The organism is Cellulomonas sp. P5_C6 (genome assembly GCF_054049635.1).
This window is the reverse complement of the sequence record NZ_JBFULZ010000106.1, coordinates 1-13,893: the sequence shown is the minus strand read 5'-3', so window position 1 is coordinate 13,893 and position 13,893 is coordinate 1. Positions and strand designations below refer to the sequence as shown.

Below are 13,893 nucleotides of genomic sequence, written 5' to 3'. Positions count from 1 at the left end.
GGCCGCGGAGATGGTGTTCCTGCGCGCCTGGGGCACCGCCCAGCACCCGGCCCTGGGCGACGCGTGGGCGGCCGGGGCGATCGAGGCCCGCAAGATCGACGTCATCCTCGACGAGGTCACCAAGGCCGGCACCGGGCTGGACCCGGGCGTGGTGCGTGCGGTGATCGACGACGCGATCGGGCGTTCTTCGGAGTTGACGGCGCCGCAGCTGGCCCGGCACGTGCGCGCCACCCTGATCGCCCGCAACCCCGCCCACGTGGAGAAGCGGCGCCTCGCCGAACGCGACCGCCGCGGCATCGACCTCATCCTGGCCCCCGACGCGATGGCCCGACTGGTCGCCTACCTACCCGCCGCCGAAGCCACGGCGGCGTTCACCGCGATCGACGCCCTGGCCGGACACGCCACCMYCGACGGGGACCAGCGCACCGTGGATCAGCGCCGGGCGGACGCGTTCAGCGACGTGTTCACCGCCATCCTGGACCGGCAAGCCACCCCGGACGGCACCCCGCTGCCCCGCAAGCACGGGCAACGCGTCGCCGTGCAACTCTCCGTGGCCGCCACCACCCTGCTCGGCCTGGACGACGCCCCAGGGTTCCTCGGCTCGTACGGGCCGGTCCCGGCGCAGGTCGCCCGCGAGCTCGCCCAGGACGGCACCTGGCGCCGCGTCCTGACCGACCCGGACACCGGGCAGGTCTGCGCCGTCGGCACGACGTCGTACCGCCCCGGGGCGGACCTGACCCGGACCGTGCAAGCCCGCGACGTCACCTGCACCTTCCCCGGCTGCCGACAACCCGCCACCCGCTGCGAGATCGACCACCGCACCCCCTACGACCACGACCGCGGCGCGGTTGAACAGCTCCACCCGACCCACGGGCCGGGCCAGCGGCAAGTGCACGACCTGCAGACCTGTGAGGCGAACCTGCACGCGTTGTGCAAACACCACCACCAAGCCAAGACCGAAGGCTGGTGGAACGTCACCTACAACCCCGCCACCGGCGTCTCCACCTGGACCGACCGACACGGACTGACCTACGCCCGCCACCCCGCCCGCATCCACACCACACCCGACCTCCCCACCCACCAACCACCCCCACCACCACCCGTCCCACTCGGCGACCCACCCTTCTGACACAGTCGGCCGACCTTCGACACCGCCGTCCGGCTCCGACATGGCCGTCGGGCTCTGGCGCGGCCGCCCGGTGCCGTCGCGACCAGAACTGAGGACCGGAACCGCTCTCCGGACGGGGGCGGATAGGGCGTCAGGCTCGCGATGCGGCGTCAGGCTCGCGAAGCGGCGTCGGGCTCACGAAGCGGCGTCAGGCTCACGAAGCGGCGTCAGGCTCACGTCGTAGGGTCGAGGCGTGAGCGCTAACGACACGGACAGGGCAGCCGACGTCGAGGTCTTCGAGTCGCTCCGGCCCCGCCTCGAGGCCATCGCCTACCGCCTGCTGGGCTCCGCGGCGGAGGCCGAGGACGTCGTCCAAGAGACGTACCTGCGGTGGGAGGGCGCCGACCGCGAGCAGGTCAGGGTCCCTGCTGCGTGGCTGACCCGGGCGCTGACCAACCTCTGCCTGACCCAGCTGCAGTCCGCCCGGGCGCGGCGCGAGGTCTACGTCGGCGAGTGGCTGCCGGAGCCGCTGCTCGCCGGCGACCCGATGCTCGGCCCGGCGGACACGGCCGAGCAGCGGGAGTCGGTCTCGACGGCGGTCCTCATGCTCATGGAACGCCTGACCCCGAACGAGCGCGCGGTCTACGTGCTGCGCGAGGCGTTCTCCTACTCGCACGCGGAGATCGCGGAGATGCTGGACATCACGGAGGCGGGCAGCCAGCAGATCCTGCACCGTGCCAAGCAGCACCTGGCGGCGGAGAAGGTCCGCACGGAGGTCGACCAGGACGCGGCCCGGCAGGTCGTCGAGGAGTTCCTGGCGGCGGCGACGAGCGGCCGGACCGAGCCGCTGCTGCGCCTGCTGACCGCCGATGCCATGGGTGTCGGCGACGGTGGCGGGTACGTCCCCGCGCGCGCGAAGCCGTTCTTCGGCGCCCCGGCTGTCGCGCAGTTCCTGCGTGGGCTGTTCCGGCCGGCCGACGCCAAGCGCGCGCTCATCGGTGGCAGCCCCGACTTCTACGCCTGGACGGCCAACGGCGGACCGGCGCTGGTCGCGATGGTCGGCGACCGGCTCGTCGGCGTGATGAGCCTGGAGGTGACGGACGCGGGAATCGCCGCGATCCGTTCGCAGGTCAACCCCGAGAAGCTCGGCCGCGCCGAGCGGCAGTGGGCGGCCTCGGAGCACGGGGAGCCGCTGCTCAGCGGCTGGTGAGTGACCGGCGTCACACCGCCCGGCTGTCAGGGATCGCGGAGCCGTCCAGTTCAGGAGGCACCACCGATCCACGACAGGAGCGAGCCATGAAGCACCGCATCGTCATCCTCGGAGCCGGCTACGCCGGGGCCTCCGCCGCCGGCCGGCTGGCGCGACGCCTGCACGGCGACGACGTCGAGATCACCCTGGTCAACGCCGAGCCCGACTTCGTCGAGCGGATCCGGATGCACCAGCTGGCCACCGGGCAGGACCTGCGCCCGCGCCCCCTGAGCGAGCTGCTGGCGGGGACGGGCGTCGCCCTCCGCGTGGCGCGCGTCGTCGCCCTCGACGTCGACGCGAAGACCGTCGCCCTGGCGGGCGGCGACGAGCTGCCGTACGACACGCTCGTCTACGCGCTGGGCAGCGCGCGCGACGACCACGGCGTACCGGGCGTGTTCGAGCACGCGGACGAGGTCGCCAGCCGACCGGGCGCGCTCCGGCTGCGGGACCGGCTGCGCGGACTCGCCCCGGGCGGGCGCGTGGTCGTCGTCGGCGGGGGCCTGACCGGCATCGAGGCGACCAGCGAGATCGCCGAGTCGTTCGCGCACCTCGACGTCGCGATCGCCGTGCGAGGCGCACTCGGCGACTGGCTGTCGGCGGCGGGTCAGCACCACCTGCGCGGCACGTTCGACCGGCTCGGCATCACGGTCCACGAGCACACGGGCGTCGCGAGCGTCGGCGCCACGGGAGTCGTCACCGACGCCGGCGACGCCCTTCCCGCGGACGTGACCGTCTGGGCGGCGGGCTTCGCGGCCCACCCGATCGCGGCGGCGTCGTCGCTGGCGGTCACCGACCGCGGGCAGATCCTCGTCGACGGCACGATGCGGTCCGTCTCGCACCCCGACGTCTACGCGGTCGGCGACGCGGCGCTGGCGCACGGCCGGGTGGGCAACCCGCTGCGCATGTCGTGCGCGTCGGGGATCCCCATGGCGTGGCAGGCCGCGGACTCCGTCGTCGCCCGCCTCACCGGCGGCCGACTCCCCCACGTGCCGCTGGCCTACGTGCACCAGTGCATCAGCCTGGGACGGCGCGACGGTCTCGTGCAGATGGTCACCGGCGACGACCGGTCCCGGTCCATGGCGCCGGGCGGTCGCCTGGCCGCCCGGTACAAGGAGCTGATCTGCGCGGGCGCGGCGTGGACGGTGGCGCATCCCGTGCCGTACCCGGCGCGTCGTCGCCGCACGCGCGCGACCGAGCCGGTCGAGGCCACCCGGGCACTGGCGTGAGCGACGAGGGACCCCCGGCGCACCGAGGGTCCCTCGCGCGCACGGCTACACCATGGCCAGCGCGGCTCCCGGCCGGGCGAGGATCGCGCCCACGTCGGCAAGGAAGCGAGCAGCCTCCGCGCCGTCGACCACGCGGTGGTCGAAGGACAGGCTGAGCGTCATCACCTGCCGGAGCGCGATCTCGTCGCGGAACTCCCACGGCTGCCGACGGATCGCGCCCATCGCCAGGATCGCGGCCTGCCCCGGCACCAGGATCGGCGTACCGGTGTCGACGCCGAAGACGCCGATGTTGGTGATCGTGATCGTGCCCCCGGCGAGGTCCGCGGGGGTGGTCGTGCCGGCCCTCGCGGCCTCCGTCAGGGCACCGATCGCGTCGGCCAGCTCGGGCAGCCGGAGCGCGTCGGCGTCCTTGATGCTCGGCACCAGCAGCCCGCGCGGCGTCGCGGCGGCGATCCCGAGGTGCACGTAGCCCAGCTGGACGATCTCGCCGGCGGCCTCGTCCCACCGTGCGTTGACCGACGGGTTGCGACCGACCGCGACCGCGACCGCCTTGGCGACGAGGGTGAGGATCGTGATCCTGTGGCCCTCGAGCGCGCGGTCGGCCCGGAACTCCTCCAACAGCTCCATGGTCGGCGTGACGTCGACCGTGAGCGACGTCGACGCGTGCGGAGCGGTGAACGCGCTGGCCACCATGGCCGACGCCGTCTGCTTGCGGACGCCCGCGACCGGGATCCGGACCTCCCGAGCCGACGACGCCGGGGCCGGCGCCACCCGAGTGGGCGTGTGTGTGCTGGTCACCGCGCTGGTCGCGGGACGGGCGGCGCTCGTCGCCGCGCCCGACACCACGTGCAGCACGTCCTCGCGCGTGATCATGCCGTCCTTGCCGGTGCCCTCGACCCGGTTCAGGTCCACGCCGAGGTCGTGCGCCAGCTTGCGGACCGGCGGCAGCACCTTGGGCCCGATCCGAGGACCGGCCAGCGCGAGCGTCTCGGCCTCCTCGACGGCGTGCGCGGCCACCCAGCCCGCCGACCGCGACCGGCGCCGCGGACGTGCGGACGCCTCGACCAGCGGGCCGTAGCCGACGAGGACGGAGGTCCGTTCGGGGGCCTTGGCCGCCGCGGGCTCGTCGTCGGCGACCGCGACCTCGTCCACGGAGGGCGCCGGGGCATCCTCGGCGACGCTCGGCTCGTCCACCGCGATCATCAGCAGCGGCGCCCCGACCAGCACGGTCGCGCCGGGCTCCACCAGCAGCTCCGCGACCACCCCGGCGTACGGGGACGGCAGCTGCACGAGCGCCTTCGCGGTCTCGACATCGGCGACCACCTGGTTCAGCTCGACGGTGTCCCCCACCGCCACCATCCACTCGACCAGGTCGGACTCGGTCAGGCCCTCGCCGAGGTCGGGCATCGTCACGGGCTTCATGGTGCTCATCGCGCGCTCCATCCGGTCAGGGAGTGCTGGCGGCCCATGACCCGGTCGACGGCATCGAGCAGTCGATCGAGGTCGGGGAGGAAGTGCTCCTCGAGCTTGGCCGGCGGGTACGGCGTGTCGAAGCCGGTGACGCGGACCGGCGCGGCCGCGAGCGCGTCGAAGCACCGGTCGGTGATGCCGGCGACGATCTCGGCGCCGAGCCCACCGTTCCGCTGCGCCTCGTGGGTGACGACGAGCCGGCGGGTCTTGCGGACCGACGCCTCGAGCGTGTCGAGGTCGAGCGGCGACAGCGAGCGCAGGTCGACGACCTCGACCGACAACCCGTCGTCCTGCGCGGCGAGCGCGGCGTCGCGGGCCGTGATGACGAGCGGTCCGTACGCGGCGATCGTCATGTCGGTCCCCTCGACGACAACGCGGGCGCGGTCCATCGGCAGGGCGCCGTCGAGCGACTCGTCGACCGACCCCTTGACCCAGTAGCGGCGCTTCGGCTCGAAGAACACCACCGGGTCGTCGCTCGCGATGGCCTGGCGCAGCATCGTGTGCGCGTCCTGCGGGCCGCCGCAGGTGACCACGCGCAGCCCGGGCGTGTGGGCGAAGTAGGCCTCGGGCGACTCGGAGTGGTGCTCGACCGCGCCGATGCCGCCGCCGTACGGGATGCGCACGGTGATCGGCATCCGCACGGCCCCGCCGGTCCGGTAGTGCAGCCTGGCCACCTGCGTGACCATCTGGTCGAAGGCCGGGTGGACGAAGCCGTCGAACTGGATCTCGACCACGGGCCGGTAGCCCCGGTACGCGAGGCCGACGGCGACACCCATGATCCCGGCCTCCGCGAGCGGGGTGTCCATGACGCGGTCGGCGCCGAAGTCGCGCTGCAGCCCGTCGGTCACCCGGAAGACGCCGCCGAGCTTGCCGATGTCCTCGCCGAGCAGCACCACGGTCGGGTCGTCGTCGAGCGCGTGCCGCAGGCCCGAGGTGAGCGCGGCGGCCAGGGTCAGCTCACGCATCAGCCCTCACCCCCGTCGAACATCGCGAGGTAGGCGGCGTACTGGCTGCGCTGGCGTTCGAGGGGCGCCGTGGGTTCGACGAACACGTGGTCGAAGACGGCCAGCGGCTCGGGGTTCGGCAGACCGAGGCAGCCCTTGCGCATCTCCGTCGCGAACTGGTCGGCCTTCCGCGTGATCTCGGCCGCCTGCTCGTCGGAGAGCGCGCCCTTGGCCGTGAGCAGCCGCTCGATCCGCACGATCGGGTCCTGCGCCGCCCACTCCGACTTCTCCGCCGGGTCGACGTACCGGGTGGGGTCGTCGGACGTGGTGTGCGGCCCCATCCGGTACGTGACGGCTTCGATGAACGTCGGGCCGTCGCCCCTGCGGGCCCGGTCGAGGGCCACCCGCGTGGCGGCCAGGACCGCGAGCACGTCGTTGCCGTCGACCCGGATGCTCGGGATCCCGTACCCGGGGGCGCGGTCGGCGATCGAGCGCTGCGCCTGCAGGCCCACCGGCTCCGAGATCGCCCACTGGTTGTTCTGGCAGAAGAAGATGACGGGGGCGGCGAAGCTCGCGGCGAAGACCATCGCCTCGTGCACGTCCCCCTTGCTGGTGGCGCCGTCCCCGAAGTACGCGACGGCCACGGAGTCGACGCCGTCCTTCACGCAGCCGAGCGCGTACCCGGTGGCGTGCAGGGTCTGCGCGCCGATCATCACCTGCGGCGTCGCCATGCCGATGGACCGCGGGTCCCAGCCGGCCAGGGCGGTCCCCCGCCACACGCGCATGAGGTCGACCGGCTGCGCGCCGCGGCAGTACGCCACGCCGTTCTCGCGGTAGCTGGAGAAGACGAAGTCGTCCGTGCGCAGCGCGCGGGCGGAGCCGATCTGCGCGGCCTCCTGGCCCAGGAGCGGCGGCCACAGCCCGAGCTGTCCTTGCCGCTGGAGCGCCGTGGCCTCGGTGTCGAAGCGGCGGACGACGACCATGTCCTCGTAGAGGGCTCGCAGCTGGTCGTCGTCGACGTCCGCGATCCAGGGGTCGTGCACGGGGTCGTCGTGACGCACGCCGTCGGGCGTCACGAGCCTCACGAGATCGTCGGTCTGGGGCCGGGCCGTGCGCAGGGCACGACTGGGGGACACATCTGTACGCAACATGTTTCGCTCCGTCTGGTGGCGGAGCCGTCGCTCTTGTGAAGCTAGGCCCCATTGCCTGATGTCCCGCCAGAGTATGTCGGCAAGGGACCTTGTGCCCATGGGCTGGCGCGAGTGTCGACCGTACGGCGCACAATGTCGTCCTACGGACAGGGTGGTCCGACGGACAGGGATGGTGTGGTCATGGGCACTTCCGACGACCGTGAGGTCGTGATCCTGGCGTTCGCGCGCACGCCGATGGCGCGGCTCGGGGGCGGGCTGTCGTCGCTGTCCGCCGCGTCGCTCGGGGCCGTCGCGATCCGCGGGGCGCTGGCCAGGGCCGGGGTGCCGGCGACCTCGGTCGACCAGGTGCTGATGGGGCAGGTGGTCCAGGCCGGTGCAGGTCAGAACCCCGCGCGCCAGGCGGCCGTCGCGGCCGGCATCCCCTGGAACGTCCCCGCGACCACGATCAACAAGGTCTGCCTCAGCGGGCTGGCGGCGATCATCGACGCCGCGCGGATGATCCGGCTGGGCGAGGCCTCGATCGTCGTCGCCGGCGGACAGGAGTCGATGAGCCAGGCGCCGCACCTGCTGCCGGGATCGCGGAGGGGCTGGACGTACGGGGACATCACGGCCGTCGACTCGCTGGCGTTCGACGGGCTGACCGACGCGTTCGACCGCGAGTCGATGGGGTCGTCGACCGAGCGGGGGAACAAGCTGCTGTCGATCTCCCGGGAGGCGCAGGACCGGGTCGCCGTCGAGAGCCACCGGCGGGCCGCCGAGGCCGTCGCGTCGGGCGTGTTCGCGGCCGAGATCGCGCCGGTCGAGGTTCCGCAGCGGCGCGGGGAGGCCGTGGTCGTCTCGGTCGACGAGGGCATCCGCCCCGAGACGTCGCTGGAGTCGTTGGCCGCCCTGCGGGCCGCGTTCTCGGCCGACGGCACGATCACGGCGGGGAACGCGTCGCCCCTGACCGACGGCGCGGCGGCCGTCGTCGTGGCCGCGCGGGAGGTGGCGGAAGACCTCGGACTGCCGTGGCTGGCGTCCGTCGGGGCGTCGGGGCAGGTGGCCGGGCCGGACAACTCCCTGCACTCGCAGCCGTCGTCGGCGATCTCGGCGGCACTGGCGCGGGGCGGCTGGGACCTGTCGTCGGTGGACCTCGTCGAGATCAACGAGGCCTTCGGATCGGTCGTCGTGCAGTCCCTCGCCGACCTCGGGTACCCGCTCGAGCAGACGAACGTCCACGGCGGGGCGATCGCGCTCGGGCACCCGATCGGTGCGTCGGGCGCGCGGTTGGCCGGGCACGCCGCGATGGAGCTCGCGCGCCGGGGCGGGGGTCGTGCCGCGGTCGCGCTGTGCGGCGGCGGAGGCCAGGGCGAGGCACTGCTGCTCCGGCGCGACCCCAGCTGAGCGGCCCGCCGTCGGCGCACGCCCCGGCTTGCGGACCTTCTCGGACGGCAGTCCAATCGTGGGGTTGCCATCTCCCAGGAGGTAGACCCATGGACTCGCAGACCGTCTGGATCATCGTCGCCATCGTCGTGGTCGTCGTGGTCGTCATCGCAGCTATCGGCCTCAGCCGGCGCAGCGGGGCGCGCAAGGTCGACGCCGAGCGTGCGCGCGCGCAGGAGATCCGAGAGCAGGCCGCCGCCGACCAGGTGGAGGTCCAGCGCCGTGAGGCGGAGGCCGCCCGGTTGGACGCACAGGCGCGACTGGCGCAGGCCGAGGCCGACGCCCGCGCGGCCGACGCGGCGGCGCTGCAGAACGAGGCGCGTGCCCGCGCGACGGAGGCGAGCGGCGCCCGGTCCGAGCTGGACGAGCGGCTGAGCACGGCCGATCGCATCGACCCCGACGTGACCGTCGAGGAGACGCGCACCGAGCCCGACGTGACCGTCGAGGAGACGCGGCCCGAGCCCGTGGCCGTCGAGGAGGCGCGCACCGAGCCGCGGGCCTGAGCGCCGCCGGGGTCAGTGGACTGATGTGGGCGTCTGTGTCGCCAGCCTCGATCGGCGCATCGAGTACCCGAAGTACACGACGAACCCGAGCACCAGCCAGACGACGAATCGCAGCCACGTCTCCACCGACAGGTTGAGCATGAGGTAGAGGCACACGGCCGCGGACAGCAGCGGCAGCACCGGCATCCACGGCACCTTGAACGAGCGCGGCAGGTCGGGGCGCTTGCGTCGCAGGACGAGCACCCCGATGCTGACCAGCACGAACGCGCTCAGGGTGCCGATGTTGACCATCTCCTCGAGCACCCCGACGGGGGTCAGGCCGGCGACGAGGGCCACGACGACCGTCACGACGGCGGTAATGACCCACGGCGTGCGGAACGTCGGGTGCACCCGGGCCAGGCCGACGGGCAGCAGGTGGTCGCGGCTCATCGCGAAGATCACGCGGCTGCCGCCGATCATCAGCGTGAGCACGACGGTGGTCAGGCCGGCGACCGCGCCGGCCGAGATGACGGTCGCCATCCAGTCCTCGCCGTGCGCCGTGAAGGCGTTGGCCAGGGCGGCCTCGGGGTCGAGCTTGTCGTAGCTCACCATCCCCGTCACGACGATCGAGACGGCGCAGTACAGGATCGTGCAGATGATCAACGAGCCGAGGATCCCGATGGGCAGGTCGCGCTGCGGGTTGCGGGTCTCCTCGGCGGTCGTCGCGACGACGTCGAACCCGATGAAGGCGAAGAACACGAGCGCCGCGCCGGCGGCGACGCCGCCCCAGCCGAACGCGGTCGGCTCCAGCCCKGCGATCGCCTGCAGCAGCGGCTGGCTCAGGCCGGTCGTGGTCTCGGTGGCCTGCGCGGGCGGGATGAACGGGCTGTAGTTCTCGGTGGAGATGAACTGGATGCCGGCAATGATCACGAACAGCACGACGAACAGCTTCAGCGCGACGAGCACCAGGTTGACCCGCAGCGACTCCTTGATCCCGAGGGTGATGAGCACCCCCAGCGCGAGCACCAGCACGATCGACGGGACATCGACGACGCCGCCGTACCCGATCGACTCGGGGATCGCGAAGCCGAGGTTCTCGGCCAGCACCCCGAGGTACGCGCTCCAACCCTGCGCGACGACGCTGGCGCCCAGGAACATCTCGAGGATGAGGTCCCACCCGATGATCCACGCGAAGATCTCGCCCAGGCTCGAGTAGCTGAACGTGTACGCCGACCCCGAGACGGGCACCGTCGAGGCGAACTCGGCGTAGCACATCGCCGCGAGCGCGCAGCAGAAGGCCGCGATCACGAACGACAGGACGATCCCGGGCCCGGCGACCTCGTGCGCCGCCCGACCGGTCAGCGTGAAGATGCCCGCGCCGATGACGACCCCGACGCCGAACACCACCAGGTCGAGCGCGCTGAGCGAGCGCTTGAGCTTGAACTCCGGCTCCTCGGAGTCCGCCATGGACTGCTCGACGGGCTTGGTGCGCAGAACGCTCATCCGACCGGCTCCCCCCACGTCGCACGGGTGCCCAGCAAGTCTGGCGGAAGCCCCCGGGTTGCGCGCGCGGTGCGACGAGCGGGCTACTCCAGCGAGGCCGGCGTGCCCGGTCCCGCTCGCCCGTGGCCGCGACCGGCCACCTGTGCGAGTTTGGTCCCGTGCACCGCTTCGCGCTCCCCGCGCTCCGTCCCAGGTCACGCGCGCGTCGGAGGCGGTCCGGGGTGCGCCTGCCGGCCATCGCCGGCGGACGGACCGAGCTGGGGTGGTTRCTCACCGGCGAGCAGCGCGGCAACGACGCGACGCGGATCCGGCCGTGGACCGAGGGCAACGCGGTGCGACCGCTCGTGCACGGCTCCGCGTACTTCGCCGTCCTCGCCGAGGAGCTGGCCCGGACGGGCGACGGCGACCTGGTGCTCTTCAGCGACTGGCGCGGAGACCCGGACGAGCGGCTGACGGACGACGGCCCGACCGTCGCCGAGGCGCTGTCGGACGCCGTGCTCCGCGGCGCGCTGGTCAAGGGACTGATCTGGCGCTCGCACCTGGACCGGATGCGGTTCTCGAACGAGGAGAACCGGACCCTCTCCGAGCGGGTCAACGACGTCGGCGGCGAGGTGCTGCTGGACCAGCGCGTGCGCTCCGTCGGCAGCCACCACCAGAAGTTCGTAGTCATCCGGCACCCGGGACGCCCGGGGGACGACGTGGCTCTGCTCGGCGGGATCGACCTGGCGCACGGGCGGCGGGACGACGCCGACCACCGCGGCGACGCGCAGAACCAGCCCTTCGCCCACCAGTACGGGCCGCGTCCTCCGTGGCACGACGTCCAGGTGGAGATCCGCGGCCCGGCCGTCCGCGACGTCGAGGACGTCTTCCGCGAGCGGTGGGAGGACCCCGCGGCTCTCTCCAGGCTGCCGTGGCAGGCGGTGCCCGACCTGGTGCGCCGGGAGGACCGGCAGCCCAGCGTGCTCCCGTCGGTGGAGCCACCGCCGCCCGAGGCGGGAACCTGCGCCGTCCAGCTCCTGCGCACGTACCCCCAGCGCCGTCCGGGTTACCCGTTCGCCCCCGACGGCGAGCGCAGCGCCGCCCGCGGGTACGCCAAGGCCCTGCGGCGCGCGCGTCGCCTCGTCTACGTCGAGGACCAGTACCTGTGGTCGGCCGACGTCGCGCAGGTGTTCGCCGCCGCGCTGCGTCGCGAGCCCGGGCTGCACCTCGTCGCGGTCGTTCCCCGCTACCCGGACCAGGACGGCCGGCTGGCCCTGCCGCCCGTGCGGCTGGGCCACGCCCGGGCTCTGCAGATCGTGCGCGCGGCGGGCGGTGACCGCGTCCAGGTCCTCGACGTCGAGAACCGCGAGGGCGGACCCGTCTACGTGCACGCGAAGGTCTGCGTGATCGACGACGTGTGGGCCACGGTGGGCAGCGACAACCTCAACCGTCGGTCCTGGACGCACGACTCCGAGCTCACGGCCGCGGTCCTCGACCGACGCCTCGACGGACGGGAGCCACGCGACCCCGGGGGCCTGGGCGACGGGGCGAGAGGCTTCGCCCGCGAGCTGCGGCTCGAGCTGTGGCGCGAGCACCTCGACCGCGACGACGACGACGGGCTAATCGACCCCGGCGAGGCGGTCGAGGCCGTCCGAGCCGGCGCGGCCGCCCTCGACGCCTGGTACGCCGGCGGGCGGTCGGGACCGCGCCCGCCCGGGCGTCTGCGCGCGCACCCGGTCGTGGAGCTGCCGCTCTGGAAGCGGCTGCTCGCGACTCCCCCGTACCACGCCGTCGTGGACCCCGACGGGCGGCCCGCGTGGATGAAGGCGCGCGGCCAGCACTGACCGCCGGCGACGTCAGCGCGCCTGCGCCGCGATCACCTCGCGGTACCAGTGCCAGGAGTCCTTGCGGGTGCGCTCGAGGGTGTCGAGGTCGACGTGGACGAGCCCGAACCGCTCGCGGTACCCCGCGGCCCACTCGAAGTTGTCCAGCGCCGACCACACGTAGTAGCCGCGGACGTCGATCCCTCGGGCGATGGCGTCGCCGACGGCCCGCAGGTGGGCGTCGAGGAACCGGATCCGGCGGTCGTCGTGCACGGCGCCGTCCTCGGTCCGCACGTCGTGGAACGACGCCCCCGACTCGGTGACGATGACCGGCGGCAGGTTCGGGTAGCGCTCGTCGAGGATGCCGAGGATGTCGGTGAGGGCCGACGGCACGATCGACCAGCCGAAGTCCGTCCGCTCGACGCCCTCGATCGGCACGGGCGCGAACKGCAGCCCCTCGGGGATGTCGACCTCGAGCACCCCCGCGTAGTCCTGCCCCGCGCGCGGCGCCTCGATCATCGTCGGCTCGTAGTAGTTGACGCCGTACACGTCCAGCGGCGCCGAGATCACGGCCAGGTCCTCGCCCAGCTGCTGCTCGGACATGCCCGTGCCCAGCAGGATCCCGCCGGCGACCTCGTCGGCCGGGTACTCGCCCCGCAGGATCGGGTCCGCGAACGTCCAGTTGGTGAGGACCGAGAAGGCCTCGGCGGCGGCCTGGTCCGCGGGGTCGTCGGATGCCGGGATGACGGGGAAGTGCTGGTTCACCACCCCGATCTGCGTGGCCCCGGCGGCCCGGAGCCGCTGCACCGCGAGCCCGTGCCCGAGCAGCTGGTGGTGCGCCGCCGGGAGCGCGCCGAGGCCCAGCCCGAGACCGGGCGCGTGGTCGGCGAGCCCGTACCCGTACAGGGTGTGGACGCTCATCTCGTTGAGCGTGAACCAGTCCGCCACGCGATCGCCCAGCCGGCCGACGACGACGTCGACGTAGTCGGCGAACGCGTACGCGGTGCTGCGCGACATCCAGCCGCCCTCGTCCTGCAGCGGCTGGGGCAGGTCCCAGTGGAAGAGCGTCGGCACCGGGCGGACGCCGCGGGCCAGGAGCGCGTCGACGAGCCGGTCGTAGAAGTCGAGACCCTTCGCGTTGGTCTCCCCCGTCCCCGCGGGCACGATGCGCGGCCACGCGATCGAGAACCGGTAGTCCTGCACCCCGAGGTCGGCGACGTGCCCGACGTCCTCGAGGTAGCGGTGGTAGTGGTCGATCGCGACCGCCGGGGTGTCGCCGTCGACGACCGTCCCGGGCCGTGCCGCGAAGGTGTCCCAGATGCTGGGGCCCTTGCCGTCCTCGTCGGCGGCGCCCTCGACCTGTGTCGCGGCGGTGGCGACCCCGAAGCGGAAGCCGGCGGGCAGGATCGGGTGGCTGGTCATGCGGGTCCTGCCTTCGTCGAGGTGATGGTCATCGGATGCCGCGGAGTCCCGGCACGCAGAGCAGCGCGGCGACGCACACGACGGCCGCGACGAGGTACAGGCCGGTGTAGCCGC

Annotated in this window: 11 protein-coding genes; 6 read left to right on the top strand and 5 right to left on the bottom strand. The window is 73.3% G+C overall.

Features of this window, described 5'->3' with window-relative positions; genetic code table 11:
- The 3 genes from ACXJKG_RS12960 to ACXJKG_RS12950 all read left to right on the top strand — a co-directional run.
- Window positions 1–1,129 (top strand): DUF222 domain-containing protein (locus ACXJKG_RS12960; RefSeq protein WP_456846170.1); only part of this gene is annotated, 1,129 nt, incomplete at its 5' end.
- 232 nt (window positions 1,130–1,361) lie between these two features.
- Entirely contained in the window at window positions 1,362–2,318 is a 957-nt protein-coding gene (gene sigJ / locus ACXJKG_RS12955; RefSeq protein WP_456846169.1) for an RNA polymerase sigma factor SigJ, read from the top strand.
- Window positions 2,319–2,404: 86 nt separating this feature from the next.
- Entirely contained in the window at window positions 2,405–3,583 is a 1,179-nt protein-coding gene (locus ACXJKG_RS12950) for an NAD(P)/FAD-dependent oxidoreductase (protein WP_456846168.1), read from the top strand.
- Between the two features lie 45 nt (window positions 3,584–3,628).
- Here ACXJKG_RS12950 and ACXJKG_RS12945 read toward each other — a convergent pair whose 3' ends face one another.
- The 3 genes from ACXJKG_RS12945 to pdhA are packed head-to-tail and all read right to left on the bottom strand — an operon-like array spanning window position 3,629 to window position 7,148.
- Window positions 3,629–5,014 (bottom strand): dihydrolipoamide acetyltransferase family protein, encoded by a 1,386-nt coding sequence (locus ACXJKG_RS12945; RefSeq protein WP_456846167.1) that lies wholly within the window; start codon window positions 5,012–5,014, stop codon window positions 3,629–3,631.
- Complete coding sequence (locus ACXJKG_RS12940; protein ID WP_456846166.1) at window positions 5,011–6,018, bottom strand: alpha-ketoacid dehydrogenase subunit beta; 1,008 nt, start codon at window positions 6,016–6,018, stop codon at window positions 5,011–5,013. Before ACXJKG_RS12940 ends, ACXJKG_RS12945 begins: the two co-directional genes overlap by 4 nt.
- Window positions 6,018–7,148, bottom strand: coding sequence for a pyruvate dehydrogenase (acetyl-transferring) E1 component subunit alpha (pdhA, locus tag ACXJKG_RS12935; protein ID WP_456846165.1), 1,131 nt, complete (start codon window positions 7,146–7,148; stop codon window positions 6,018–6,020). Before pdhA ends, ACXJKG_RS12940 begins: the two co-directional genes overlap by 1 nt.
- Before the next feature lie 180 nt (window positions 7,149–7,328).
- Here pdhA and ACXJKG_RS12930 point away from each other — a divergent pair, with 180 nt between their 5' ends.
- A complete protein-coding gene (locus ACXJKG_RS12930; protein ID WP_456846164.1) occupies window positions 7,329–8,531 on the top strand; it encodes an acetyl-CoA C-acetyltransferase in 1,203 nt (400 codons plus the stop codon).
- An 89-nt stretch (window positions 8,532–8,620) separates the two neighbouring features.
- Window positions 8,621–9,073 (top strand): hypothetical protein, encoded by a 453-nt coding sequence (locus ACXJKG_RS12925; protein ID WP_456846163.1) that lies wholly within the window; start codon window positions 8,621–8,623, stop codon window positions 9,071–9,073.
- A 12-nt stretch (window positions 9,074–9,085) separates the two neighbouring features.
- Here the strand turns inward: ACXJKG_RS12925 and ACXJKG_RS12920 are convergent, their stop codons facing one another.
- Window positions 9,086–10,555 carry an amino acid permease gene (locus ACXJKG_RS12920; RefSeq protein WP_456846162.1) on the bottom strand — a complete coding sequence of 490 codons (1,470 nt, stop codon included), beginning with the start codon at window positions 10,553–10,555 and terminating at the stop codon, window positions 9,086–9,088.
- Window positions 10,556–10,776: 221 nt separating this feature from the next.
- Between ACXJKG_RS12920 and ACXJKG_RS12915 the strand changes: the two genes are divergently transcribed.
- Window positions 10,777–12,378: a phospholipase D family protein gene (locus ACXJKG_RS12915; RefSeq protein WP_456846161.1), complete on the top strand. Its 1,602-nt coding sequence runs from the start codon at window positions 10,777–10,779 to the stop codon at window positions 12,376–12,378.
- Window positions 12,379–12,390: 12 nt separating this feature from the next.
- Here ACXJKG_RS12915 and ACXJKG_RS12910 read toward each other — a convergent pair whose 3' ends face one another.
- Window positions 12,391–13,779: a GH1 family beta-glucosidase gene (locus ACXJKG_RS12910; protein WP_456846160.1), complete on the bottom strand. Its 1,389-nt coding sequence runs from the start codon at window positions 13,777–13,779 to the stop codon at window positions 12,391–12,393.
- Window positions 13,780–13,893: the final 114 nt, after the last annotated feature.

Bases quoted from the DNA above. Each gene is read 5' to 3' on its own strand.
- ACXJKG_RS12925 (WP_456846163.1), top strand. From the start codon at position 8,621: ATGGACTCGCAGACCGTCTGGATCATCGTCGCCATCGTCGTGGTCGTC.
- ACXJKG_RS12945 (WP_456846167.1), bottom strand. From the start codon at position 5,014: ATGAGCACCATGAAGCCCGTGACGATGCCCGACCTCGGCGAGGGCCTG.
- ACXJKG_RS12930 (WP_456846164.1), top strand. From the start codon at position 7,329: ATGGGCACTTCCGACGACCGTGAGGTCGTGATCCTGGCGTTCGCGCGC.
- ACXJKG_RS12940 (WP_456846166.1), bottom strand. From the start codon at position 6,018: ATGCGTGAGCTGACCCTGGCCGCCGCGCTCACCTCGGGCCTGCGGCAC.
- ACXJKG_RS12950 (WP_456846168.1), top strand. From the start codon at position 2,405: ATGAAGCACCGCATCGTCATCCTCGGAGCCGGCTACGCCGGGGCCTCC.
- pdhA (WP_456846165.1), bottom strand. From the start codon at position 7,148: ATGTTGCGTACAGATGTGTCCCCCAGTCGTGCCCTGCGCACGGCCCGG.